This window comes from Sporolactobacillus sp. KGMB 08714 (assembly GCF_036598985.1).
In the GTDB taxonomy this organism is placed as follows: domain Bacteria; phylum Bacillota; class Bacilli; order Bacillales; family Sporolactobacillaceae; genus Sporolactobacillus.
The window spans coordinates 78,052-102,927 of sequence record NZ_JAUUBW010000001.1 but is presented as its reverse complement, the minus strand read 5'-3'; the positions used below and the strand labels follow the sequence as shown (position 1 = coordinate 102,927).

Below are 24,876 nucleotides of genomic sequence, written 5' to 3'. Positions count from 1 at the left end.
CTCTATTTTTAAAAAATCAGATGCCGGCGTCGGCATGATGCAGTGCGGTCCTTTTTCCATAAGCCGGACGGGTCAGCAGATAAATAACAACGATCAGAATGATTACTGCCAGAATCGGTCCTGCGCTGAGGACACTCTTTCCCATGAACAGTACGCCGCCCAGCTGATTGACTACAAAAGCGATACTGTAGCCAAGAATCGTCTGATAGCCAATGGCAGCCAGCGTCCATTTGAAACTGTTCATCTCTCTGCCCGTCGTGCTCATGGCGACGATGCACGGCGGATTAAACAGATTGAACAGCATGAATGAGAAAGCACTGAGTGAAGTGAACATGGAGCGAACGCCTTCCGCCAGTGCATGCGTGTTCGCTGTGTCCGATACACCGTTCAGAACGGCCAATGTACCGATCGCATTTTCCTTGGCTGCGAGCGCACTGATGGTCGCGACCGCCCCTTTCCAGGAACCGAATCCAAGAGGTGCAAAAAACCAGCTGACTGCACGGCCGACTTGGGCAAGAATGCTTGTGTCAACACTGGCAACCATCTGCATTCTCCAATTAAATGAAGAAAGGAACCAAATAAGACTGCAGGCAAGAAAAATAATCGTTCCGGCTTTCGTGATAAAATGTTTACCTCGTTCCCACATATGAATCAACACGCCCTTAAGCGAGGGTATGTGATAGGCGGGCAGTTCCATGACAAAGGGAGCCGGTTCTCCGCCGAACATTTTTGTCTTTTTGAGGATGATACCGGATACAGCAATCATCGCGATGCCGAGAAAATACATGGCGGGAGCGATCCAGAGGGAGCCGGGGAAAAAGGTTGTGACAATCATCGTGATGATCACCAGTTTCGCGCTGCAGGGCATGAATGTCGTCAGGATGATCGTCATTCTCCTGTCTTTTTCATTCTCAATCGTCCGTGTCGCCATAATACCCGGCACACCGCATCCGGAGCTGATCAGAATCGGGATAAACGATTTTCCGGACAGACCGAAGCGGCGGAAGATCCGGTCCATGATAAAAGCAACGCGCGCCATGTAACCGGAATCTTCAAGGATGGAAAGAAAAAAGAAAAGAATCAGCATTTGCGGAACAAAACCAAGGACCGTGCCGACACCGCCGATGACACCGTCCACAATCAGGCCGGTCATCCAGTCTGCCGCGCCGACTGCGTTCAGGAAATGCGTGGCTCCGTTCGTGATCCAGTCTCCGAACAGCGTATCGTTGGTCCAGTCAGTCACATAAGAACCGGCGGTTGACACGGAGATATAGTAAACAAGCCAGATAATGGCCGCAAAAATGGGCAGCGAAAGGAATCGGTTGGTCACAACTCGATCAATTTTATCCGAAACGGTTAGCTGCTGCGCCTTCCTATGTACACACTCATCAACCAGCCGGGCAATGTAATCATAGCGCTCGTTGGTAATGATCGTCTCGCCGTCATCGCCCGATTCTTTTTCGGCAGCGGATATCAGCGCTTCCAACCTGGTAAGCGCATCATCCGAAAGGTGAAGCTCCGCCAGCACTTTTTCATCTTTTTCAAAAAGTTTGACTGCATACCAGCGGATACGCTCAGGGTCCACTTTGCTTCTGACAAGATCGGCTGCCGAGTCCAGCATCTTCTCCGTATCTAAGCTGAAAAAGTTCCGGGTACGGCTGTTATCTGCGTTATCAGCCAGTTCGATTGCCGTTTCCATAACTTCTGCCAGTCCTGTCCCTTTAACAGCCGAGGTTTCTATTACACGGCATCCCAGCTCTTCACTCAGTTTGCCGATATTTATTCGATCGCCGTTTTTCCTGACGACATCAATCATATTCAGGGCGATTACAACCGGAATGCCCAGCTCCAATACCTGCGTCGTCAGATAAAGATTTCTTTCAAGATTCGTTCCGTCGACCAGATCAACGATGACGTCCGGCCGCTCATGAAGCAAATAATTGCGGCTGACCACTTCCTCCAGTGTATACGGGGAAAGTGAATAAATCCCCGGAAGATCAGTGATCATCACATCCTTATGGCCTTTCAGTCTGCCTTCTTTTTTTTCAACAGTCACGCCGGGCCAGTTCCCCACATACTGGCTGCTGCCGGTCAAATTATTGAACATAGTCGTTTTGCCGCAGTTCGGGTTGCCGACAAGCGCGATTCGTATCTCCATAACTATCTGTCCTTTCGGAAAAAGGATTCATTAACGTTTCTATGCGAGTGAAACAACCTTGTCGGTTCAGGCAAGCTCAATATGTTCAGCCTCGTTTTTTCGAATAGAAAGTTCATATCCGCGTAAGCTGATCTCAATCGGATCCCCCAATGGAGCAACCTTGCGTACGATAATTTTGGTTCCTCTTGTAATTCCCATATCCATCATGCGGCGCCGGAGCGCTCCTGCTCCCGACAGTTTCACGACTGAAACAACCTCGCCGGGTTTCGCTTCTTTAAGTGTTCTCATTAGCCGGATCCCTCCGTTAATTAGTCATAATCCGCCTGGCCAGCGTTTTGCTGACCGCTACTTTTGTCCCTTTGATTTTAACAATCATATTGCCCTTTACTTCTGCAACAACAGTCAGAACGGCCTCGTCCACGAATCCCAGATTATGAAGAAAATGCCGGGTCTCGTCTTTGCCGGAAACAGCCTGAACACGAACCTGCTCCCCGGCACGGACCATGCTCAGCGGGAATGCAGGCCGATGTCCCGCCGGACCAGCCCTACGATCCCGATCAGATAAATCAGTCTGTTTCTTCATCATCTCCGGTTCCCCCTTTTCTTGTGATTTTTTCTTATGGTTATTGCTTCATAATCATGCCAAGAACTCTTTAATTTCATTCTATTGATAATGATTTTCAATGTCAATATGATTTGGCAATAATTCTCCTCCGGAAAATAATATTCACAGGTTCGGCATATTATTGCAAGGCTCCGTGAACGAAACTAGCTCCTTGATCGTAGATCCGTGGGTTAATTGGAATAAGATACTCATTTCCAAACAGAGCCATTATACGAAAGGAGCTAGCATGATGATCATAGCACAGCCGGATTGGACGTCTCCAAGGAAAAATTGCGGCCGCCGTCACCGCTTCGCTCCCTATCAGCTCCGGCAGCTGATAAAAAACTCGGTTCCGGCAAATGGCGCAAATAATTTCTTCTATATTATTACTATGTTAAAACCGTTCCATTGCGTTTACCGATAAATCTGTTCCTTTTACAGTTTTCGCCTAGATTATTGAAAACTCTCTTAGGCAGGTTAATGATAAACATTCCATTAACAAAAACGAGTCCCCCACCGGTCCATATGCCTGAGGGCCGTGGTGTAAATGCACCATCCTTCTTCTTTTGATGGAGAGCCAAAAATTCATACGAGTGCCGATAAACTCTTCTGAAGGATAATATCATTCACGGACAGACGCTAAATTCCGAAAACGGCCGATATTTATCTTCGATGCTGCATATTCAGCAGTCCCATGACGATAATCATTCGGAAACATCGGAAAATCAGCAGAAAATGGCAAAGTTACATCAGTAATCGCCGGAATATCAACAGTTGCCATCACAGAATCTACAGCAAAGGATATAATGTCTGCAGTAAAACACAGAACATCAACAGCAAAAGCCAAAGAATCAATAAATTTGAATAATCAGAGTTACGAATAAACTTTTTCGTAGGAATCCGTCCCTTTTCGACAGTAGGGGGACAATCATCCCGAAAACTTAAATCGCAGTTTCGGCTCGGGCGAGTGAATAGGATCCATCATCATAAATATTATGAATTTCGTTCGATTTATAGCATATTGTTATGTCTTGACATTGGCCAGCCCGCGAAATTAGCCGCAGACTGCGGCCGCTTCACTCAATTATGCCGTTTTCCTTCAAAACCTGTAGTTCAGACTGATAGCGGGCAATCCCTATTTGATAACACACTTGTTGCAGACGGGACATTTTTGAATGCCAGTGATCATAATTGGAATTAAGCTGTTCAAGCAAGGCTTCTTTATGCCTGATTTCGTGGCTGATTATGTCCTGTATTTCCTCCTTGGTAAGATATTCGCCAAAGTACATGCGCATCAAAAAATCAGATTTTACTTTTTCAGGCTGCAAAGATGTTTTTAAATAATTCTTAAACTGTTCTTTGCCCTGTGCCGTGATGGAATACACGAACTTATTCGGTTTTCCTTCCTGTACAACCGTTTGTTTCGTGACCATGCCCTGCTGTTCCAGTTTATGTAAGGCAGGATAAACACTGCCATATGAACCGTCAAAAAAATGAGAGAAAATGGTTTTAAAGACTTCAACGATTTCATAACCGGTCCGCGAGTTTTCATTGATAATTCCCAGAATGACGTCTTCGCTTTTCATGAACGAACCCCCTTGCTTTTCCTTTGAATAAGAAGGCAATGAAACATGAAGCAAGAGCAAATGGAAAAGCCCATCCATAAAGCGATAAGAATGCTTCCTTCATGTTTGCCTTCGTCTTATTCTGTATCAGCGTACTCTTATATTTTACATCATCATTGATCTGATTCACTCTTTGTTTGACAGATTGTGTGACACTCGCCGTCATCGCTTTTTTCTCCGGATCGGGAAGCTCCCTTTCGTTGATATGTTTTTGCGCAAGCACCTGGTGATAGGCCGCAGTGATCATTGACCGTTCTTTTGCCTGGGAAATAGCCGAATTATTCGATTCGGACCGTTCCTGATCAATAGAATCAACAGCTTTATTGATTGCCGCCTGCCGATCGGTTTCAGAGACATCCAGTGTCTCGATTTGTTTTTTCGCATACTGAACCGAAGCCAGTTCTGCCTGACCGATATTGCCGGTCAGGCCGGAAACAAAGATGGCTACCGCCAATACAGACCCCAGTTGTTTTAAAACGCCGATTACACTTTGCGAAGCAGTCAGCAATTCTCCTTGAAAATCTGAAGCCGCCAGCACCGTAATCGGACCGACAATGATGCCGTAGCCGATCCCGAGAAGCATGCAGGTAAGGATTAACTGCCAGTAATTGCGTGAGACATCCAAGTGATAGAAAGAATAACAGGCTAAAGCCATTGCCAGAAACCCTATGAAAATCGTAAATTTGGCGCCAAGTTTATGAACCAGCAGACCGGCAATCGGCGCACAGACGAAAATCATGAAGGAGATGGGCGTGACCAGCATGGCCGCTGTCAATTCGGTTTCATTCTGTATCCGGGTCAGAAATGTCGGCATGATAACCATCACAGCGACGAGGAACAGCTGGCTCAGAATGGCTGTCAGTGAGGAACCGTTAAACTGACGATACCGGAATAGCTTCATATTAATCATCGGCGAATCTGTTTTATGTTCGTGATAAATGAAAACGACAAATGACAGAATACTTATGGCAAACAGACCCGTAATCGACAGTGAATGCCATCCCCAGTCTCTTCCCTTTATCAGCGCCAGCGTCAACGCAAACAGAAAGAGCATACTCATCATTGAACCTGAGAGATCGAGTTTCGCATTCACCTTTTTTTCGCCTTGGAAGTCAAGTTCTGTCAAGCATAAAATCAAGGCGATAAGCAGGATCGGAACATTAACTAAAAATACCCAGCGCCAGCCGAGGTATTGCGTCACAATCCCTCCGATTGTCGGGCCCAGCGCGGCGGCAAGTCCCTGCGTGACCCCTAAAATAAGAATCGCTTGGGTGCGTTTTTCAACACTTGCCTGTGAAATGCCGATTGTCATACTGGCGGGGAAAACAACAGAAGCGCCGACACTTTGAATTCCACGGCCCAGGATAAGAAAAACCGCATTCCCGGAAAGACCGCTGATGATCGAACCGATACCGAAAACAATAAGTCCCAATACATAAATTTTATTTCTGCCGTAAAGATCGGCAAAGCGTCCGAACTGAATCGTAAACACAGCAAACACAATTGTATAAATATTCAGGGCCCATGAAAGATTATCCAGCGAAACATTCAGCCCGGACTGAATAGCCGGTAAGGCAATGTTCATAATCGTTGTATCCAGCATACACAAAAAAATTCCTATCGACATGGCAAAAATAACCGTTTTCTGATGTTTATTCATCAATAGTCCCTCCATATATAAATATTATATATATATGTTATTCATATAATATTTATATATATAAGATTTGTCAAGGCAATCGATGAAATAAAAAATACGGTTGTTAGCTTCTTTATCGGCAACGACTTTCCGGCTTCTTTCAGAAAATACTCTCCATCCGGGGACAAATCGTTTGTTGTACAGGATCAGTTCCTCCAGTGTCTCTTCATGAAATTCAATTTATTGTAAAAAATTATGTGTTATTCTTATAGTGTCCGGATCAAAGAAATTTGTGAGTGTTAAACTTCAGTAGAGTTCATTAAAAGAAAGGAGCGATTGCTTTGATGACATCAATTCCGGAAATCAGACTGAATGACGGATTAACGCTGCCCGCGATTGGTTTCGGCACCTATAAAATGAACGGTGCGTCAGGCGTCAATGGAATTTTAAGTGCTATTGATGCAGGTTATCGTTTGCTGGATTCAGCTTTTAATTACGAGAATGAGGGAGCGCTCGGTGAGGCGGTCCGGCGCAGTTCGGTCCCGCGTGAAAAATTGCGGATCTCGTCAAAACTGCCCGGGCGCCATCACTCATACCAGGAAGCCCTGGCCACGATTCAGGAATCTCTCTTTAGGGCCGGATTGGATTATTATGATCTTTATCTCATTCACTGGCCGAACCCGAGCAAAAACCTGTATGTTGAAGCCTGGAGGGCTTTGATCGATGCCAGAAAATGGGGGCTCATCCGTTCCATCGGCGTCTGCAATTTCCTGCCGGAACATCTGGAACGCCTAATTAAGGAGACCGGCGTGACTCCGAGTGTCAATCAGGTCGAGCTGCATCCCTATTTTTCACAGGAGAAGCAGCGGGCGTGGGATAGGGAGCACGGCATTGTGACCGAGTCGTGGAGCCCGCTGGCCCGGGCAAATAAACTGCTGCAGGACCGGACTATTAAGAAAATCGCCGACGCCCATCAACGATCGATCCCGCAGATTATTCTGCGCTGGCATATTCAGCTCGGTGCGCTGCCGCTGCCTAAGTCCTCTTCTCCGCAGCGCCAGGCAGAGAATCTTTCTATATTCGATTTCTCACTGACAGATGAAGAGATGCAGGCAATCAACAGCCTAAGCCATGAAGACGGCCGGACCGCCGATCAGGACCCGGCGAAATACGAAGAATTCTAAAAAAATTCCATGTAGACAATTTTCCTATGGGGACACCTAAGATCTTCAAAAAGCATCCCGTATCCGGCCGGTTCACCTGCCGGGTGCAGGATGCTCTTTTTTATACAGGTTATTCCAACGCAGACACCAGACCGGCAGATGCACAGAATCTTCCGGACACGTGTATAAACAATGAAAGGCAGTCCTGAAAATTTGAAGAGCGACCGGCCATGACATAATAAGAACGTATCAATCGTTGACTTCTCATTATTATATATGGAAAATAGAATTAAACTTAATGAGTTGGTATCTATCTCTGGAGGCGTTCAAAAATGGCGGCGCAAATCGTACCGTTCATCGTGCTTATTCTTGCCATTATGCTCATGCTGCTTGTCGCCCGGCGCGCAAAGCATTCTCATTTTGAATGTCCGGAATGCGGATGCGCCTTTAAAATACCGGTGGCGGCCTACATGGTTTCTTTCCATGCGATGGGCAAACGTGAAGTCACTTGTCCCGGCTGCGGATATAGAGGGTTTTTGCCGCCGATTAGCGATGACGAATCATGATTAAATATATTTAAACGGGTACCTCTTGTTACCGGCTTCACGTTTGCATGAACGAGCTTCTTATTATGTTATTGTATTTTATTGGGTACTAAAGAATAAGAACCGCCCCCATGACAAAGATCAGGACAAACATGACCGGCTGCAAGATGTGCTCCAGTAAATTTTTATTCACATGTTTCATGAACACCGGGCCGATCAAAGCACCCATAACCGTACCCAACAGCAGCAGTCCGACCAGCCCCCAGTCGATATTCCCCAGACTCAGGTGCATCAGCAAACCGACAATTGAAAGGGCAGTCAGGACAAAAACGGAAGTCCCCGCACTTTCCGTCATGCTGCTTCCCAGAACAAACAAACCGGCAACGATCGGTCCGCCGCCGCTTAATCCGAGCAGCCCGCACATCACTCCGCCTAATACTCCGTAAGCCAATGCCGCGCAGATTTTCCAGAAAGTGAATGGTCGCTGGGAAACAGCGGAATGCTGCTCTTTTTTTCGTTTGCCGATAATAGAGACAAGCATCTGGATGCTCAGGAGGACAAAAATAACACCGGCAATTTTGCTGTACCAGAATGCCGGAATCATGCCAGACAGAAGAGCACCGATTAAGACTCCGGCTATCCCTCCGGCACTCATATATTTTCCTAATTTCAGATTGACATTGCCTGCTTTCCAGTGACTGTAAGTGCCCGCTGCCAATGTGGGAATCATTGTTGCAAGTGAAGTCGATGCAGCAACCTCAGGTGAGATGTGGAATAAAGTCATCAGAATGCCGACATATATGGCACCCCCTCCTCCGCCAAGCGATACAATGAATATGCCGACCAGAAGTCCGACTATGGGCAGAGCAATGTAATGGATCATTTGGAATCCCTCCCTAACATGCGTTGATATAAACTACGAATGTTAGTATAATACTAATTAGATTAGTTTACAAATCTGTGCGACTATTTATTGGAGGCCATCGGCATGCAAAAAAGAGGACTGACAAAAGACAAAATTATCCGGGCCAGTGCTCAGCTAGTTGAAGAAATAGGACTGGAAAACCTGTCATTAAAAAAGGTGGCCGAATACCTGCATATCAGTTCGCCCTCGCTTTATAATCACATTAAAGATTTAAACGATCTGAAGATTGGGCTATCGTTGCTTCTTATGAACCGTTTGAGTGACCGGATCAGCACTGCAACGATCGGACGATCGGCAGGCGACGCCATTTTGGCTATGGCTGAGGCCTGTTACTCGTTTGCCAAAGAAAACCCTGAACTTTATAAAACCATTTTATGGATGCCCTGCCTGAGTGAGGAGCTCCTTGAACGAGGCAGACATTTGACACAGATGATTGACCTGATTTTTCAGTCCTACGGTCTGGATTGCCAACAGACTACCTATAAAGCACGGGAACTGAGGAGCATGATTCACGGATTTATCTCGCTGGAGCAAGCCGGCTATTTCAGAAAAGACGTCAGCGTCGGCGAGAGCTATAGAAGAATGATTGAAGATTTTATTGCGCAATTGGAAAGCGGCCGAAGCAGGGTCTGATTCATCCGGATTGAAGGAAGCAGAGAATGATGGATGAAGTCGAAGATCAGCCGGTTTATTTTTATGACAAGCCTATTCATGAAAAAAAGAATTGCCGGTGTCATTGATAAAAAATTTGGAGTCATCAATGTTTATCCATCGGAAGAAACAATGACGATGGATTATTTTTTGTTACTTTCGCGTGCGTAACCCTGATGGCCATAATCAGGCAAATACCCGGCTGAACGGTTGTTCCATCCTTCTGATTTTAACCCTGTTCAGACAGGAACCGGACAGAGCCGCTGGCACTTGCACTCGCGGACAAGACCGTCGAATATGTTTTTATCCGTGGAACACTCGACGGACTTAAGAAAAGACGGAATAAAATCAATAAACCGGCTTTAAAATGATTCTTTTTTTATTATATTTTTGATTCATTTTTGTTACCTTTTCCGATACAGGATATTAGATGTATTACAAATTTCTTTTTTGGTAATTGTTATAGTACAGATTATTAAATACGTCACAGATCTTTTTATTGGGGGCTGTTATAGTATAGATGGAAGGAATATTAAGTTATTCTTAATAAAGACCGATTGTTCTAATATATTAAGTGATTCTTAACAGTTAATTTATCCTGTCCTACCAGCTGCGGATTGTGGTATTTAGCTATACATTTTTAAGAACGTTTTCATTGATATGATAATACGCTGTTAGGAGGAAAACAAGTATGGATTTATACCAGTTCAAGTGTGTGTTAGCTGTTGCCAAGTACAATAACTTCAATAAAGCTTCATCCGAACTTTGTGTAACTCCGCCCGCTCTGTCACAGCAAATCAAAAGGGTTGAAGAGGAACTCGATGTTCAGCTGTTCGAACGAACAACCCGATCTGTAAAAATTTTGCCTGCCGGAGTGGATTTCATCAATCATGCCAATAAGATTATGGCTGATGTCTCTCATTTGGAAGAAACGATGCAAAAATATGCAAAAGGAACAGTCGGCACACTTGTTATCGGCTGCGTGCCCATTTTAAGGGAGTACGGTATTATTCGCTGGATCAGATCGTTTGTCGATGAGTATCCGTCTGTCGCTATTGAATTTCGGGAAGATGAGTGTTATAACCTTTATCCGCTGCTTTACAGCAATGATATCCATCTGGCCATGCTGACTGCTCCGACTAATCTTAAGCCCACGAATGTTCATTTGAAATCCTACCCTCTTGCGTGTGACGAATTTGTTCTGATTGTCAGTAAACAGCACCCCCTGGCAAGAAGGCGCTGCGTCCAGCTCAGTGAAATTTCCGATGAGTCCTTCATTCGTTACTCACAGTCATCGAGTCTGTTTAAAGAAACAGTTGATTTTTGCCATCAGGCAGGATTTTCGCCTAAGTTTACGAATTTCGAAACGGGCAGCATCGATACGGCGCTCGGTTTTGTTGCTGAAAACATCGCTGTAACTTTATTGCCGCAAAAACAGCTTGCCGGAATTCAGTTATCGAATTTTCAGATTCGGCAGATTCAAGTGAGACCTAAAGTCAAACGCACATTTTTGATGGTTTCTAAGGTAGCGCACAGTCCTGAATACCCGATTGCCAATAATTTTAAGGATTACATCTTTAACAAATATAATCTTCCGCTCGTATGCCAACCGTAAAAAGTTTCTCGTCCTGTAGCGGATCCCTAAAGAAGGGTAAAACTTTCTTTAGGGGATTGATTCTTCTTAATATATCAGATCATGAAATCCTCTGTACACCGGGCTGGCCCCCCTGAAATCGGATAATCAAAATCCGTTTCGGGGGGGCTTCTCCGATTCCCCGAAACGATTGGAAACCACTTTTACGTTTATACATAAATTGATTATTTTTTTCGAAATAGCTCAGCAAGCCCTATTAATGTTTAGGGCTTGCTGAGCTAAAAGGACATATCTGACCAGTAAAACTAAAGATTTCTGACATTTGTGATGCTGCCTGCAATGAATGCCAAGATCCGTTGCGACGTTCTAAATTTTAAAACAGAGCGACGTATAACATGGCACCTGCGATTCCACCAAGTGTCGTGGCGAAGGCAGGAATCCAGGCATACGCCCAGTCGGATTTTCCCTTGTTGGCGATGGGAAGAAGCGCATGGACAAGCCGGGGTCCGATATCACGAGCTGGATTCAAGGCGCATCCCGTTGTCCCGCCGACCGTTATCACGAGAACGAAAATGACGAAAAAGACAATCAGGCCCATGATCCCAGGCGCAAAATTCTGAGCCGAAGCAGCAACAATGGCGAACACCAAAGTGAATGTTTCCAGAAATTCTGCCACAAAGTTTAAAAAGTAATTGCGAACAGCCGGTATTGTTGAAAATGAACCAAGTATCGCTCCTTTATCCTCAGTTGCCTCGAATTGCTTATAAAAGATGATGTACACCGCAACAGCACCGAGGATAGCGCCGATAAACTGAGCAACGATATAGGGTATAACATCGGCCCAGGGAAAATGTCCGATAGCAGCTAATCCAAGCGTAACAGCCGGATTGAGATGTGCGCCGCTGATTGAACCAAACAGCCAGACAGGGACAGCTACGGCAGCACCCCATTCAAGGGATATGCCCAGCCAATTGCCGCCCTCTCGCCCTTTTTTCAGAAAAATGTTAGCGCAGCCGCCGTCACCCAGAAAGATCAGAAAAAACATTCCTACCATTTCAGCGAAAAAACGTGTGATTAAAGGTGCAGTCATCAATAACCTCTTCTTTCCTATTAATATTGTTTTCAAGATGTAAGCTCTTTCAAATCTTGAAAAAAAAAAGAAATCTGCTTTAAGCCAGTTTAAAGGCCAGCCAATAAGTAGATCTCTTTTAAGTTTACATCCTGCTTCTATCTTTCTTTAAAATTTAAATATCTTAACGGAAAAGCGAGCCGCCGATAACCATTCTCTGTACTTCACTCGTTCCTTCATAGATCTCCGTGACTTTGGCATCTCTGAGCATTCTTTCCACTTCGAACTCTTTTGTATAGCCGTAGCCGCCGTGGAACTGGATAGCCTGCAGCGTTGAGTCAACGGCCGTCTTCGCGGCGATCAGTTTTGCTTTCGCGGCAGATACACTGAACCGTCCGCCTTTATCCTTATCAAGCGCTGCCTTGTAGACGATGTACTTGGCTGCTTCAATCTCAGTCGCCATATCGGCCATCTTGAAGCTGATATATTCCTGTTTGTAGAGCGGACGGCCGAACTGAACACGCTGCTTCAAATATTCAACGGTCCGTTCAAATGCGCCTTCGGCAATACCCAGTGCCTGAGCGGCAACGCCGATTCTCCCGCCGTCCAAGGTACCCAGTGCATAGATAAAGCCTTTGCCTTCTTCGCCGACAAGATTTTCAGCCGGAACTTCAACATCCTGGAAGATCAGTTCGGAAACCTGAGCCGAGCGCAGGCCCGACGTATTTTCCCGTTTGCCGACTGAGAAACCCTTCATTCCCTTTTCAACGATAAATGCGGAAATGCCTTTGGCACCCTTGCTCTTGTCGGTTACCGCCGCAACGAAGAAATAGTCGGCAATAGGCGCGTTGGTAATAAATATCTTGCTTCCGTTCAGTACGTAATGATCGCCTTTCTTTACGGCAACTGTCTGCAGATTGCCAAGATCGGAGCCCGCATTCGGTTCAGTTACGCCGAACGCGCCGATCTTTGTGCCTGCCAGCACTTCCGGCAGATATTTCTTCTTCTGTGCTTCCGAACCATTGTCGAAGATCGCGCCGGAGAACAGCGACGCGCAAACCGACAAAGTGATGCCCAGTGCAGCGTGCACCTTCGATATTTCTTCCACTGCCAGCACATAAGACAGTTCACCGAGGCCGCCGCCGCCGTATTCTTCCGGATAGGCCGTACCGATCAGTCCCAGTTCACCCATTTTCTTAAAAGGTTCGGCTGGGAACTCTTTCGTTTCGTCATCCTCAATTGCACGCGGTTTTAATTCCTTTTCAGCAAAATTCCTTGCGGTTTCCTGAACCGTTTTCAATGCATCCGAAAGTTCGAAATCCATGTTGTTTCCTCCTCAAATTTATAAATTAAGCATGAACAGCTTCTTGCTTATTACCTAAATTCATTAATTCATCCCGAAAAATTCTTTCGTCCATTGTTTTGAGCTGATCGATCTTCGGTTTAAACGTCATGTGGCTGAGCACGTCTTTCTCCAAATCAATGCCCGGAGCAATCTCCGTCAGATACAGGCCGTCTTCCCGCAGTTCAAACACGGCTCTTTCCGTAATATAGAGAACCGGCTGCTTAATCTTTTGTGCATAGGCGCTGCTGAACGTAATCTGATCGACCTTATCAATAAATTTGGGGAATTTTCCGTCTTGAACAATCGTCAGTTTGCCGTCCCCGGTCTTGATTTTCAAACCGCCTGCAGTAAACGTGCCGCAATAGAAAACCCTTTTCGCATTCTGTGTGATGTTGATGAACCCGCCGCAGCCGGCAATCCGTGTGCCGAATTTGCTGACGTTCACGTTTCCTTCCTGATCGACCTGAGCCAGGCCTAAGTAGGCCAGATCCAGTCCGCCGCCGTCATAGAAGTCAAACTGCGCCCCTTCATCGAAGATGGCATCGGCGTTAATCGACGCGCCGAAGCCGCTGCCGCCGAGCGGGATACCGCCGATCGGTCCTGCCTCAACCGTCATCGTCATGTAATCGCCCATGCCTTCTTCGTTAGCCACCATCGAGATCCCCTCGGGAATGCCGATGCCGAGATTGACAACCGCCCCCGGCTGCAGCTCCATAGCGGCGCGGCGGGCAATAATCTTACGCTGATTGAGCGGAATAGTGCCGATGTTACCAGTAGGAGCAGTCATCTGCCCGGAAAGAGACGGATCGAATTCATAGCTGCTGCCGAAGTACTGATGACGATCTTCCGGATTGGCAATGACCACGGCGTCAACATATATAGAAGGAATTTCAACGAGCTTCGGGTTCAGCGCACCTTCGGCGAGTACTTTTTCAACCTGTACAATCACCTTGCCACCGCTGTTCTTCGCTGCCTGGGCGATGAGCTTGACATCGGAGGTGCACACTTCGTTTTCCAGTGAGATGTTCCCTTTCTCATCCGCATAGGTGCCGCGCAGAAGTGCGACATTAATCGGAAAAGCTTTATAGAGCAGCCTCTCCTGGCCATCAATCTCAACCAGTTTAACCAGATCTTCCGTTGTTTTGCTGTTCAGCTTCCCGCCTTCATTGCGCGGATCCACGAATGTATTCAGGCCGACATGCGTGATTGTGCCGACTCTGTGAGCGGCAATGTCGCGATAGAGCTGGGCAATCGTCCCCTGCGGAAGATTGTAGCCCTCTATTTTATTATCAACGACCATCTTGTTGAGGTTCGGCGCCATATTGAAATGTCCGGCAACCACTCTCTTGACCATACCCTCGTGCGCAAAGTGATCCGAACCGGCACCCTTTGCATTCCCCTGACCTGCACAATGAAACAAAGTAAGATTTTTCGGCGAACCGTCTGACAAAAAACGCTGTTCCAGCGACGACGTCAGCGTTTCCGGGAGAGCAGCCGAAGCGAAACCGCTCGTGCTGACCGTGTCGCTGTCTTTAATCCATTTAACTGCTTCATCGGGTGTTAAAAACTGAACTGCCAAGATGATCCATCTCCTTCGCATAAGTTTTAATGCAAACAGACTTTGATAATTCATTCACAAATATGTCACAAAAAATCAGCGGTCATGGAACTCAGCTTTCCTCTTGTTTAAGAACGCATTCATGCCTTCCTTCTGATCCTCTGTCGAGAAGCAAAGGCCGAAGGAAGCGGCTTCGTATTTCAGGCCGGCTTCGAGATCAACATCCAGGCCGTTATTAATCGATGCCTTGGCCACACGAACGCCGACCGGCGATTTACTCATAACCTTCTTTGCAAATTCAATCGATTTTGCGATTAATTCATCCGGTTCAAAAACTTTGTTGACCAACCCGATACGATAAGCCTCATCCGCCGAAATCATATCTGTTGAAAAAATCAGTTCTTTGGCAATGCCCTTGCCGACGAGACGCGGCAGACGCTGTGTGCCGCCGAAACTTGGCAGAATGCCGAGATTGACTTCGGGCTGGCCGAATTTCGCCTTTTTCGAAGCAAAGCGAACATCCGCCGACATCGCTAATTCACAGCCGCCGCCGAGAGCATACCCATTAACCGCAGCAATAACCAGTTTCGGAAGATTTTCAATTTCTGAAAATACACCCTGTGCCAGACGTGAAAAATTCGTCGCCTGAGTCGAATTCAGTGTACTCATTTCAGCAATATCCGCTCCGGCAACAAATGATTTTTCGCCCGATCCGGTTATAATAACAGCCTTCGCCTCATCATTATTGGCGATGTCCTCGATAACCTTCTTTAGCTCAGTAACCGTCTCGCTGTTTAAGGCATTCAGCGCTTTCGGACGGTTAATCGTTACGGTAGCAATTCCATCATTGACTTCCAGCAATACATTTGGCATTAAAAACTCCCCTTTTTTGCGCCAGGTTTGGTGGCTATATTTTCAGCACAAAAAGTGCTGTTGTTGCCTTTGGTTTACTCTAAAATCTATTATTAATTATCGGAAGAATATTTTTACCCTTCTCGATAAACAACTCCCATTGCCTGCTTTGGATAACTCCAGTCATATCCCTTTGCCCCTTCATACAGACGGCTGCAAACCAGGCGGCAGTTGCCGCATTCCAGGCAGCCGACATGGTCGAAAACGACTCTCTGTTTTTCTTCATTCCATGTATAGCGCTCTGCGGGACAATTCCTTAAACAGGCATAATCATCCGGGCAGGTCACGCATTGTTCAGGATCAATCACAATATGCGGATGCGTATCGTCACTATTAAAAAGTGTTTTGGAAAGGCGCACATCCATCGGATAAGTTTTCACAATGAGCGGCCTCCCTTAAACGCATCTTTTGCAGCACCGAATAATGATACTTTCTGTCCTTTGACTGTCTGCATGATCGTTTTCATTGCCCCTTTCAGCGGCTCATCTTTAGCGGTGTAAAGGTTTTTCATGACGCCCGTGGCCAGTGCCGGATAGGTCTTAAACATGTACTTCGTATGCGTGATGTAATCATGGCTTTTATCAAGCGTCTTCAAATCCTTCATCACAACCCCTTGAAGGCGGCCGGCGTATGCGCTCAGCTTCTGCTCGGAGAAGTCATTGGCATCGATTGCCTCAATGGCCGTATCGGCCGCATGAATGCCGGATATAATCGCATAATCCATGCCGCGCACCGTAAATCCGCGGTTAACGACGAGCCCGGCGGCGTCGCCGGCGATCAGGAATCCGGGAGCATACAGTTTATTTTTCGACACTGCATGGAATCCGCCTTCCGGTATCAGGTGGGCGCTGTATTCAACCAGTTTTCCGCCTTCAATATAACGGCTTAAAGAAGGATGCTGAATGAATTCATTTGAAAGATCGACGATCTTCACCCCTGAATTTTTAAGGCTGACCGTATCGGCAACAAGCCCGATCGAAATACTGTCGCGATTGGTGTATAAGAAAGCGCCGCCACCGTTTACGCCGCGCGTGCAGGCGCCGGCGGCCAGCATAGCCACACCTTGACCGCTTTCTACATTAAAACGATCATTAATTTTTTCTTCAGGCAGCTGAAAGACGTATTTCAGCCCGACCGCCGCATCGGACGGGCTTAATTTATTGGTCAGGCCGGCGCGTTCGGCGGCCAGGGCATTAACCCCTTCGGCATCGATCACGATATCCGATTCCAGTTCCTCTTCTTCTGTTTTTATTCCGCAGACTTTTCCGTTACGGACGATTAGATTCTCCACCGTCGTTCCCGGAATCACCATCGCGCCCGCTTCTTCCGCCTTGTCGGCCAGCCACGAGTCAAAACTCGATCGCAATACCGAGTAAGAATCACTCTCCGTTGATGAAAATGTTGAATCAATCGTCAGGCTGTCTTCCGCAGTCATCAGCATCATTAACTCGCGATTGATTTTACGTTCTAACGGGGCATCCGACCATTCGCCCGGCATTAATTTTTCGAGCGCATACGTATATAAACGGCCTCCGCTTACGTTTTTGCTTCCGGCCGCCGACCCTTTCTCGACAAGCATGACCTCTTTCCCGGCTTTCGCCAGACGATAAGCGGCTGCACTGCCGGCCAGGCCGGCACCGATTATAATGACTTGTATTTTTTCATCTGACATGAACTCTTTCACTCCTTCTCTGCTATCACGACGTGCAATAAATGTAAGCGATTACTAGAATTTCTCTTCACTCCAACACAAATCATTTAAATCAAGACCGGGTTTATATCGTTTCCCCTTTGCAACCCAAGAATATCATCAACAAATGGTTGGAACAATTCATTATTTCGAAAGAAAAAGCGATTATAAAGTATTTTTTAAATAACAGGTGTTTTATGTTTGCTGAACTAAATAATGAGAAGCTATTCACAAAGATTAAATTGTAATCCCTTTCATCATCAAGATGGAATAAAATTGGTAAATAGTCATTTAATTATATATTTTCTTTTTATTATTAATTATTATTATGATTTAACTATTTACCAGGATATTTTCACCATCTGTTATTTTTACTGGAATAATTTCACTATCTGTTATTAATCTAGTTATTAAACTGATCACAGATCTTTTCATTAAAACTATCCATAATTAATTGTGAAGAAGAGAACAGGTAAAAAGTATTATTAAGTTTCTCTTAATAAATTATTTATTTCCTGTCTCCAATATTTTCAGATTTTTTACACACATTTTTTGAAAACGTTTTCTTTAAATTTCTGTCGCAGGAGTGAGAAAAATGGATTTTTATCAGCTTAAGTGCGTATTGGCTGTCGCCAAATACCGTAACTTTAACAAAGCTTCATCCGAACTATGTGCAACTCCTTCTACCTTGTCCCAACAAATCAAAAGAACTGAAGAAGAGCTCAATGTTCAGCTGTTTAAACGAACAACTCGCTCCGTGAAAATTCTGCCTGCCGGAATGGATTTCATAAGTTATGCCAATAGGATTATGTCCGACGTCTTTCATTTGGAAAAAACCATGCAGAAATATGCGAAAGGAACAGTAGGCACACTTGTTATCGGCTGCATGCCGATTTTAAGGGAGTACGGCATTATCCATTGGATCAGGTCGTTTGTCAGTGAGTATCCGTTTGTTGCTGTCGAATTTCGTGAAGACAACTGCTATAATCTTTACCCGCTGCTTTATAATAATGAGATCGACCTGGCCCTGCTGACTGCTCCGGCTAATCTCAAGCCTGAAGATATTCATCTGAAATCCTATCCTCTGGCTCGCGACGAATTTGTTCTTATCGTCAGTAAACAGCATCCTCTGGCAAAAAGGCGGTCCATTCAGCTTAATGAGGTGGCCGGCGAATCTTTCATTCGTTTTCCGCGGTCCTCAAGCTTGCTCAAGAAAACGGCCGACGCTTGTTTCCAAGCGGGATTTTCGCCCAGATTAACGAATTTCGAAGTAGGCAGCATCAATACAGCACTCGGTTTTGTTGCTGAAAATGCCGCCGTGACTTTGCTGCCATGGAATCTGATAACGGGAATTCAGTTGGCAGATATTGCTTATATCCACGTGGTACCTAAAATTACGCATACAGTATTAATGGTTTCCAATTCGGCACGCAGACCGGAAAATTCGATTGCAAATAATTTTAAAAAGCACATTTTTAACAAATATAATCTTCCGCTATGTGCTAACCCCTAAAAGTGTGAGATGGCGGTCAGACCCTGGCCTGCTGAAACAAGTCCAGAAGGAAGGAAAGTCTTCCTTGAACAGGATCATTGATTCGCTAGTATTTGTATCATTCAGCCTCCTGCGCAGAAGTTTGGTCTTAAATATCTGAAACGATTGATGATCAGGGTGACATAATTTTTCGGGGATCTTATTTAGACTGATCTTTTTAATAATGCAGCAAGCCCTAAGTATAGATAGGGCTTGCTGCATGAACCCGCCTCACCTCTCTTATCGACAACGTTTCGGGCGAAAAACCGGCAGCAGAAATAATTCAGCTGTGCCCGACTTTATGTACAGTCTGTCGTGCTGCCGGCCGTCAGAATAAAAACAAAAAAGACGAGTGAGATTCATCGCTCCGGCTCTCAGATGCCGAGCCGAAGTCTGATTTTGCGCTGCCAAGGCCAAACACATCATCCTTGGCGAACTTTTTACCGACGATGGTATCCGTTCCCCAGTGTCCGAATTGCCTCTGCTTTTGAACCTCACTGTCTTTTAGATGCTTGATATAGACTGTTCTCCGGAAAGTAAACCTGAAGGCATCGATGATTCGGGCCCGTCCATATATTCCTCCCTTATGAGATTATTAAAAATCCATTGACATAGTGATGGATTCATGTTAGATGATTCTATGGCTATAAGATAAAAAACGAGAGAACGAATTTTTCTCTCGTTATGATACACGAAGTCTAGCATAGGGATTATATTTATTAGACGAAGGTTGTTATGTCTCTATTTATTATCAATTCAGTATCGTTATTCTGAAATTTAATTCTTCCCGGCCCTGAATCATTCCATTACGGCAATCTTTTCAGGGACAGTGAAATCGGCTTCGGTGCATGCGCGGATGTCCTCGACGGTGTAGCCCGGAGCCAGTTCTCTGAGTATCAGCCCGTCGGCGCCTACCTCGAAGTAGCATCTCTCTGTGACAATGTCGGTTACGCACCTGGCGCCGGTCAGAGGAAGCGTGCATTTCTTGAGTATCTTTGACTGGCCGCTCTTCTCGCAGTGGTCGGTGGCAACAACGATCTTCTTTACGCCGGCGCAGAGATCCATTGCACCGCCCATGCCGGGGACGAGCTTGCCGGGGATGGTCCAGTTGGCTATATTGCCCTCCTGGTCAACCTGGAGAGTGCCAAGTACAGTCGCGTCGATATGACCGCCGCGGATAAAGGCGAAAGAAGTCGCATGGTCGCATACGCTGCCGCCCTTGATTACAGATGCCGGCTGTCCGCCGGCATCAATAAGATCAGGGTCTGCATCTTCCCACTTAGGGGAGGCCCCGCTGCCGACAATGCCAATCTCAGCCTCAAGCCAGAGGTTGACGCCTTCGGGCAAATAGTTCACACACATCAGAGGAACGCCGATTCCGAGATTCACAAAATCGCCGTCCTTAAAGAACTTTGCACAACGAGCTGCAATAAGTGCGCGTCCTTTCAGTCCTTCCATTACTTTTTACCTCCTTCTGCTTTCGCCCTAGCACGCTGCCACATCGGGCAGAAAGGTTTCTTCTCACCGGTTCTGACATATACCATGTCAATGATAGGAGCCGCAACGTCAATCTCGTCAGGACCGAGTTCCCCGACCTCCACCAGTTCCTCGACTTCGACAATGACAGTGTCTGCCGCAAAGGCCATGTAACTATTGGTAGCTCTGCCGGTCAGTCTGAAAGCGATGTTGCCGGCGGTGTCGGCCTTCCATGCCTTGATCAGCGCGACCTCCGCGTGCAGGGGCAGTTCAAGAAGATATTCCTTGCCGTTGAGGGTGAGCTTCTGCTTGCCGGTCTCAATGTCGGTGCCGATGCCTGTCGGGGTGAGACAGCCGCCAAGGCCGGCGCCGCCGCAGCGAACACGCTCAGCAAAAGTACCCTGCGGGATGAATTCGACCTTAAGTTCGCCTGTAAACATCTGGTCGCGGGCGACGGGATTGAGACCGATATGTGTCGTGGCAATACTCTTGACACGGTGCGCTTTGATGAGCCTGCCAACGCCCTGGTCGGCCATGCCGGCGGAAACGGCTATGGCAGAAATATCCTTAACACCCTTCTCGAGCATTCCGGTGATGATCTCTTCTGCGGCGAGCTCGCCGTGCCAGTCACCAAACATGATCGTCTGACCGTCTTTAATCTTTGCGAGGGCTTCTTCTTTAGTCACTACTTTTGATTGCAATTTAGTTACCACCTTTCATATTAAGCTAAGCCATTAAGAATCAGGTTGTTTCGGTTATCTTGTTTTTGATCAGGAGCGGAAGAAGGCAGAACAGTCCTGCCGAAGTCGGTGTTGGACTGCACGGCACCTGCGGCATAGATGCCGACCGGCTATAAACAGCGGAAACGCAATGACTTCAGGTACTGCAGCGCCGCTGATTTTTGCCTCCTCTTAATGTAATTCCTTACCGTTCCGTCTTTTGATTATTTGCCCTCAAAGGCAGCCTTGCGCTTCTCCATGAAAGCCTTGACGCCTTCCTGGAAGTCGGTGGAGGCGGCGCATTCGCGCTGAGTGGGGATCTCGCATTCGTTGAGGTACTTTTTGTAGTCAGAGAAACTGGCTTCGTATATCTGCTTCTTGATATTCTTGTAGGAGAGCAGCGGGCCGGCGGCAAACTTCTTAGCAAGCTTGATGGTAGCGGCGTCCAGCTCCCCCTTGGGGACGACCTGGTAAACGATGCCGGCAGCCTTGGCTTCCTCGGCGCCCAGAGGCCGTCCGGTGGCGCAGAGCTCCATGGCGCGCTTCTCGCCCAGCTCCTTAACCAGCAAATAGGTCCCGCCGGTATCGGGGACCAGGCCGAGATTCACGAAAGCCATGATGAACTTGGCGTTGTCCGCGCAGACAACGAAGTCGGCGGAGAGCGCAAGGCTGACGCCGGCACCGGCCGCGGCACCGCTGACAGAGGCGATAACCAGCTTGCTCATCTTCTTAATTCCGTCGGTGACAACGCCGACCTTCCCGATCAGGCCGTCCATATTGACCTCGCCTCCGGCCTTAATCAGCTGATAGAAATACCCAATGTCTCCGCCGGCTGAGAAAGCCTTCTCGGAACCCTTGAATACGACGACCTTGACGTTGGGGTCTTTCTCCATGGTTTCCACGACGTACTTGAGTTCATCAGCCATCTGCTCGTCGATGGCGTTGAGATTCTTCATGTAGTTCATGGTCACGATACCGACGCCGTCTTCCACTGTGTACTGCAGTTTTTCCAGTTTCATGTCTTGACCTCTCCTTAAAATATTTGGTATTGATATATGTCTCCTTTTTAACCGGGCCTGCCCCAGCTCGGGTCTGAGGACGATTTTCGGCCGCTTCTGCCGTGTTTTGGGGAAAGGGCATGCCCGCTTCCCGGCCTTGATCTCGTCGATTGCAACTCTATAAAGAAGCAACTGAGGTCACGGACCTCCCGTAGATCTCTCATCATCAAGACTTGCTCCACACTGGCTATCGGACACATTCAAGGCGTTTTATCTTAATAAATTTCCGGAAACTACTATCCTTTGAACCTGGTTCGTTCCCTCAAATATCTGGAATACTTTTGCATCTCTCAAGAGTTTTTCTACCGGGCAATCTCTGCTGTAGCCATAACCGCCTAAAATTTGTATGGCATCTAATGCCACCTTAACTGCAACATCCCCTGTAAAGCACTTGGCAATAGATGCTTCTCTAGTGTACGGTCTTTGAGCTAAAATCATTTGTATCACATGGACTACGGTCTGGCGCGCTGCCTCTGTTTCAATATCCATATCCGCGAGCATGAACTGTATGGCCTGGAATTTAGCAAGGGGTCTGCCGAATTGAACTCTTTCCTTTGCATATTTAACTGCCTCTTCAATGGCTCTTTGTGCAATGCCTACTGCTACAGCCCCGACAAAAGGCCTTGCAAGATCTAATGTTTTCATTGCAATTTTAAATCCTTCGCCTTCCTTGCCTAAAAGGTTGGCAGCAGGAACTCTTACATTATCAAATATGACTTCCGTTGTATTTGAAAGCCTGATCCCCATTTTGTTTTCTTCTTTACCAACTGATATACCCCCGCGACTCTTCTCAACAATAAAGGCAGTCAGTCCCTTTACTCCCTTTGACTTATCCGTAGATGCAAAAACTACATAGACGTCCGCTACTCCCCCATTAGTAATAAAACATTTCACGCCATTTATTATATAATCGTTTCCATCTTTAACTGCAGTGGTTTTAACGGAACCCGCATCCGATCCTGCACCCGGTTCTGTTAAACAGAAAGCCCCGAAAGCGCCCGGTACAACAATATTTGAAAAAAGGGTTTTCTGTTCAGGTGTCCCTGCAATCAGCACAGGTTTTAAAGATAAACTGTTGGCACATAGCCCCGTTGCAAATCCGGCATCGGTTTTTCCCATTTCTTCATAAATAGCGGCTGCAGTCATATAATCAACGCCCCCGCCGCCGAATTCTTTGGGAATTTCCAGACAATGCAGGCCCATTTTAAATGCTTTTTCATATAATTTTCTTGGGAATTCTCCCGTTATATCAAACTCTGCAACGTGAGGTTCTACTTCCTTATTCATAAACTTTTTTACCAAATCCACCAAATCAGTTTGTTCTTCATTCAGAATATAGCCCATTTTCTAACTGCCTCCTTAATGACTTTTCCTTTCTTTTACATTTTGACTTTAATTTTTACAGATCACTTCCTCTCTATTTTTTTAATTTTTTCCTCTACCTCCCCCGAAAGCAAAGGGAACCCGGGATGATAGTAATGGGGGAGAATGGGGGGAGCGCTGCCAGGGAGGCTTCCCTTAACAAGGGTCACCTCTTTCCCAGCTCTTGTGACGAATGGCGGTACCGGTCAGTTCCGCACCCATGACAGTCACCCGAGACTTCTCATCAGTCATGTCTGACCCCCCTTTCTTTTCGCATTTCAACATTAACACCGCTAATAATTCAGAACAATTTAACTTTTATCACAAATAAGTATTATATTGCTTCCCGCAAACATAGCCGATTATATTAAAAAAACGAATGGTTTCTATTATTCACAGGACTAAAATTTGAAAGTTAAAAAGGCAGCTCAATCCCTGTCAGCTCTGCATTTTCCCTGGATCAATTAGACCGGCGGCCGCTTTTGTCAGCTGTTTCCGGCAGCTTGCCTAAAGACTTTTCGAGGTTCCGATTGATTGCCCTTTCGGTTGGACATACACTCGTCTTCAAATGTTTCTTTAAACAGATCAAGCAATTGTTGGATTTCACTTCAATGAAAACAAAAGACCTTAAAAAACCTTCTGTAGGTGCCGCTGCAATAGGAATCGGACAAAGAACAATTGAGGAGGCAGTTAAATATTGAGGAGAAGCTATCCGGGAAATCAGTCCGCAGCAAAGCATCGGCAGTGAAAACTGAAGGCGAAACCTGTCTTTAGCAATCTGAAACAGAATATGGGTTTCCGACGATTTCATCTGCGAGGGTTGGACAAAATTGCAATTGAATTCGGTTCGTTGGCATTGGCTTATCATAGATAAAGAAAATCTGAAGGGATTGCGCCTGGAAGGAAGAACTCTGTTTTCACACAAAGAAGACCCGGAGAGGCATTTTTTATAAATTTTCTTTGTTTCCTGAGCTTTAAGAGGCTTTTGAAACCGCCTCATCAATCAACCGTGAGATAAAAGAGTCCGCCTGGAGTTCGTTGATCTGCCGGTTACGTTGCTGCGGAAGGAAGGCAGCAGCCGATTAGTTCACGTGGGCAGAATGCGTAAAATACCGTCAGCAGTTCACGAATGATGATTTAATCAAACGAACATCTGCTAAAGTAAACAGGTCCAAACCGCATGACTGTTTTTTGATAACCGTCCATACTTTCACTTCTTGAAATATGAACGCGAAAAAAAGGGGAAAACGGA

23 protein-coding genes are annotated in these 24,876 nt (G+C 46.3%); 6 read left to right on the top strand and 17 right to left on the bottom strand.

Annotated features, from left to right (window positions below; translation table 11 throughout):
* Positions 1-16 precede the first annotated feature (16 nt).
* The 6 genes from feoB to Q6A92_RS00455 form a co-directional block, all read right to left on the bottom strand.
* Entirely contained in the window at positions 17-2,158 is a 2,142-nt protein-coding gene (feoB, locus tag Q6A92_RS00480; RefSeq protein ID WP_332236673.1) for a ferrous iron transport protein B, read from the bottom strand.
* Between the two features lie 66 nt (positions 2,159-2,224).
* A complete protein-coding gene (locus tag Q6A92_RS00475) occupies positions 2,225-2,446 on the bottom strand; it encodes a FeoA family protein (RefSeq protein WP_274401637.1) in 222 nt (73 codons plus the stop codon).
* A gap of 16 nt (positions 2,447-2,462) precedes the next feature.
* Complete coding sequence (locus Q6A92_RS00470; protein ID WP_332236671.1) at positions 2,463-2,744, bottom strand: FeoA family protein; 282 nt, start codon at positions 2,742-2,744, stop codon at positions 2,463-2,465.
* Between the two features lie 640 nt (positions 2,745-3,384).
* Positions 3,385-3,609 (bottom strand): hypothetical protein, encoded by a 225-nt coding sequence (locus tag Q6A92_RS00465; protein WP_332236670.1) that lies wholly within the window; start codon positions 3,607-3,609, stop codon positions 3,385-3,387.
* Positions 3,610-3,838: 229 nt separating this feature from the next.
* Positions 3,839-4,348 (bottom strand): PadR family transcriptional regulator, encoded by a 510-nt coding sequence (locus Q6A92_RS00460; RefSeq protein ID WP_274401634.1) that lies wholly within the window; start codon positions 4,346-4,348, stop codon positions 3,839-3,841.
* Positions 4,311-6,047, bottom strand: a complete 1,737-nt coding sequence (locus Q6A92_RS00455; protein WP_332236668.1) for an MFS transporter — start codon at positions 6,045-6,047, stop codon at positions 4,311-4,313. The genes Q6A92_RS00460 and Q6A92_RS00455 overlap by 38 nt, the downstream gene beginning before the upstream one ends.
* Positions 6,048-6,367: 320 nt before the next feature.
* On the opposite strand from Q6A92_RS00455, the gene Q6A92_RS00450 reads away from it, so the two are divergent.
* Together Q6A92_RS00450 and Q6A92_RS00445 are read left to right on the top strand one after the other, a co-directional pair.
* On the top strand, positions 6,368-7,210 hold the full coding sequence (locus Q6A92_RS00450; protein WP_332236667.1) for an aldo/keto reductase: 843 nt from the start codon (positions 6,368-6,370) through the stop codon (positions 7,208-7,210).
* Between the two features lie 311 nt (positions 7,211-7,521).
* Positions 7,522-7,755, top strand: coding sequence for a hypothetical protein (locus Q6A92_RS00445; RefSeq protein ID WP_274401631.1), 234 nt, complete (start codon positions 7,522-7,524; stop codon positions 7,753-7,755).
* An 88-nt stretch (positions 7,756-7,843) separates the two neighbouring features.
* Here Q6A92_RS00445 and Q6A92_RS00440 read toward each other — a convergent pair whose 3' ends face one another.
* The gene (locus Q6A92_RS00440; protein ID WP_274401630.1) at positions 7,844-8,617 is read right to left on the bottom strand and encodes a sulfite exporter TauE/SafE family protein; all 774 of its coding nucleotides are present in this window, start codon (positions 8,615-8,617) and stop codon (positions 7,844-7,846) included.
* Positions 8,618-8,722: 105 nt separating this feature from the next.
* On the opposite strand from Q6A92_RS00440, the gene Q6A92_RS00435 reads away from it, so the two are divergent.
* The 3 genes from Q6A92_RS00435 to Q6A92_RS00425 all read left to right on the top strand — a co-directional run bounded on the left by Q6A92_RS00435 (position 8,723) and on the right by Q6A92_RS00425 (position 10,925).
* On the top strand, positions 8,723-9,292 hold the full coding sequence (locus tag Q6A92_RS00435; RefSeq protein WP_274401629.1) for a TetR/AcrR family transcriptional regulator: 570 nt from the start codon (positions 8,723-8,725) through the stop codon (positions 9,290-9,292).
* A gap of 33 nt (positions 9,293-9,325) precedes the next feature.
* Positions 9,326-9,481, top strand: a complete 156-nt coding sequence (locus Q6A92_RS00430) for a hypothetical protein (RefSeq protein WP_332236666.1) — start codon at positions 9,326-9,328, stop codon at positions 9,479-9,481.
* 520 nt (positions 9,482-10,001) lie between these two features.
* A complete protein-coding gene (locus Q6A92_RS00425) occupies positions 10,002-10,925 on the top strand; it encodes a LysR family transcriptional regulator (RefSeq protein WP_274401627.1) in 924 nt (307 codons plus the stop codon).
* Between the two features lie 352 nt (positions 10,926-11,277).
* On the opposite strand, the gene Q6A92_RS00420 is transcribed toward Q6A92_RS00425, so the two are convergent.
* From Q6A92_RS00420 to Q6A92_RS00395, 6 genes are all read right to left on the bottom strand, one after another.
* Positions 11,278-11,994, bottom strand: a complete 717-nt coding sequence (locus Q6A92_RS00420) for an MIP/aquaporin family protein (RefSeq protein ID WP_274401626.1) — start codon at positions 11,992-11,994, stop codon at positions 11,278-11,280.
* Between the two features lie 163 nt (positions 11,995-12,157).
* Positions 12,158-13,297: an acyl-CoA dehydrogenase family protein gene (locus Q6A92_RS00415; protein ID WP_274401625.1), complete on the bottom strand. Its 1,140-nt coding sequence runs from the start codon at positions 13,295-13,297 to the stop codon at positions 12,158-12,160.
* Positions 13,298-13,322: 25 nt separating this feature from the next.
* Complete coding sequence (locus Q6A92_RS00410) at positions 13,323-14,897, bottom strand: acyl CoA:acetate/3-ketoacid CoA transferase (RefSeq protein ID WP_443029663.1); 1,575 nt, start codon at positions 14,895-14,897, stop codon at positions 13,323-13,325.
* A 75-nt stretch (positions 14,898-14,972) separates the two neighbouring features.
* Complete coding sequence (locus Q6A92_RS00405) at positions 14,973-15,749, bottom strand: enoyl-CoA hydratase-related protein (RefSeq protein ID WP_274401623.1); 777 nt, start codon at positions 15,747-15,749, stop codon at positions 14,973-14,975.
* A gap of 113 nt (positions 15,750-15,862) precedes the next feature.
* A complete protein-coding gene (locus Q6A92_RS00400; protein WP_274401622.1) occupies positions 15,863-16,168 on the bottom strand; it encodes a ferredoxin family protein in 306 nt (101 codons plus the stop codon).
* Positions 16,165-17,460 (bottom strand): FAD-dependent oxidoreductase, encoded by a 1,296-nt coding sequence (locus Q6A92_RS00395; RefSeq protein ID WP_274401621.1) that lies wholly within the window; start codon positions 17,458-17,460, stop codon positions 16,165-16,167. Before Q6A92_RS00395 ends, Q6A92_RS00400 begins: the two co-directional genes overlap by 4 nt.
* Positions 17,461-18,073: 613 nt before the next feature.
* Between Q6A92_RS00395 and Q6A92_RS00390 the strand changes: the two genes are divergently transcribed.
* The gene (locus tag Q6A92_RS00390; protein WP_274401620.1) at positions 18,074-18,991 is read left to right on the top strand and encodes a LysR family transcriptional regulator; all 918 of its coding nucleotides are present in this window, start codon (positions 18,074-18,076) and stop codon (positions 18,989-18,991) included.
* Between the two features lie 816 nt (positions 18,992-19,807).
* Here the strand turns inward: Q6A92_RS00390 and Q6A92_RS00385 are convergent.
* From Q6A92_RS00385 to Q6A92_RS00370, 4 genes are all read right to left on the bottom strand, one after another.
* A complete protein-coding gene (locus tag Q6A92_RS00385; protein WP_274401619.1) occupies positions 19,808-20,467 on the bottom strand; it encodes a CoA transferase subunit B in 660 nt (219 codons plus the stop codon).
* Complete coding sequence (locus Q6A92_RS00380) at positions 20,467-21,186, bottom strand: 3-oxoacid CoA-transferase subunit A (RefSeq protein WP_274401618.1); 720 nt, start codon at positions 21,184-21,186, stop codon at positions 20,467-20,469. The genes Q6A92_RS00385 and Q6A92_RS00380 overlap by 1 nt, the downstream gene beginning before the upstream one ends.
* 242 nt (positions 21,187-21,428) lie before the next feature.
* Entirely contained in the window at positions 21,429-22,223 is a 795-nt protein-coding gene (locus Q6A92_RS00375; protein ID WP_332236664.1) for an enoyl-CoA hydratase/isomerase family protein, read from the bottom strand.
* A 249-nt stretch (positions 22,224-22,472) separates the two neighbouring features.
* Complete coding sequence (locus Q6A92_RS00370; protein WP_274401616.1) at positions 22,473-23,606, bottom strand: acyl-CoA dehydrogenase family protein; 1,134 nt, start codon at positions 23,604-23,606, stop codon at positions 22,473-22,475.
* Between the last annotated feature and the right edge of the window lie 1,270 nt (positions 23,607-24,876).

What these genes read in the sequence shown, in the direction of transcription:
- Q6A92_RS00385 (WP_274401619.1), bottom strand. Translation starts at nt 20,467, where the DNA reads ATGGAAGGACTGAAAGGACGCGCACTTATTGCAGCTCGTTGTGCAAAG.
- Q6A92_RS00405 (WP_274401623.1), bottom strand. Translation starts at nt 15,749, where the DNA reads ATGCCAAATGTATTGCTGGAAGTCAATGATGGAATTGCTACCGTAACG.
- Q6A92_RS00460 (WP_274401634.1), bottom strand. Translation starts at nt 4,348, where the DNA reads ATGAAAAGCGAAGACGTCATTCTGGGAATTATCAATGAAAACTCGCGG.
- Q6A92_RS00420 (WP_274401626.1), bottom strand. Translation starts at nt 11,994, where the DNA reads ATGACTGCACCTTTAATCACACGTTTTTTCGCTGAAATGGTAGGAATG.
- Q6A92_RS00395 (WP_274401621.1), bottom strand. Translation starts at nt 17,460, where the DNA reads ATGTCAGATGAAAAAATACAAGTCATTATAATCGGTGCCGGCCTGGCC.
- Q6A92_RS00470 (WP_332236671.1), bottom strand. Translation starts at nt 2,744, where the DNA reads ATGATGAAGAAACAGACTGATTTATCTGATCGGGATCGTAGGGCTGGT.
- Q6A92_RS00415 (WP_274401625.1), bottom strand. Translation starts at nt 13,297, where the DNA reads ATGGATTTCGAACTTTCGGATGCATTGAAAACGGTTCAGGAAACCGCA.
- Q6A92_RS00370 (WP_274401616.1), bottom strand. Translation starts at nt 23,606, where the DNA reads ATGGGCTATATTCTGAATGAAGAACAAACTGATTTGGTGGATTTGGTA.
- Q6A92_RS00440 (WP_274401630.1), bottom strand. Translation starts at nt 8,617, where the DNA reads ATGATCCATTACATTGCTCTGCCCATAGTCGGACTTCTGGTCGGCATA.
- Q6A92_RS00430 (WP_332236666.1), top strand. Translation starts at nt 9,326, where the DNA reads ATGAAGTCGAAGATCAGCCGGTTTATTTTTATGACAAGCCTATTCATG.
- Q6A92_RS00445 (WP_274401631.1), top strand. Translation starts at nt 7,522, where the DNA reads ATGGCGGCGCAAATCGTACCGTTCATCGTGCTTATTCTTGCCATTATG.
- Q6A92_RS00455 (WP_332236668.1), bottom strand. Translation starts at nt 6,047, where the DNA reads ATGAATAAACATCAGAAAACGGTTATTTTTGCCATGTCGATAGGAATT.
- Q6A92_RS00375 (WP_332236664.1), bottom strand. Translation starts at nt 22,223, where the DNA reads ATGAAACTGGAAAAACTGCAGTACACAGTGGAAGACGGCGTCGGTATC.
- Q6A92_RS00435 (WP_274401629.1), top strand. Translation starts at nt 8,723, where the DNA reads ATGCAAAAAAGAGGACTGACAAAAGACAAAATTATCCGGGCCAGTGCT.
- Q6A92_RS00425 (WP_274401627.1), top strand. Translation starts at nt 10,002, where the DNA reads ATGGATTTATACCAGTTCAAGTGTGTGTTAGCTGTTGCCAAGTACAAT.
- feoB (WP_332236673.1), bottom strand. Translation starts at nt 2,158, where the DNA reads ATGGAGATACGAATCGCGCTTGTCGGCAACCCGAACTGCGGCAAAACG.
- Q6A92_RS00390 (WP_274401620.1), top strand. Translation starts at nt 18,074, where the DNA reads ATGGATTTTTATCAGCTTAAGTGCGTATTGGCTGTCGCCAAATACCGT.
- Q6A92_RS00475 (WP_274401637.1), bottom strand. Translation starts at nt 2,446, where the DNA reads ATGAGAACACTTAAAGAAGCGAAACCCGGCGAGGTTGTTTCAGTCGTG.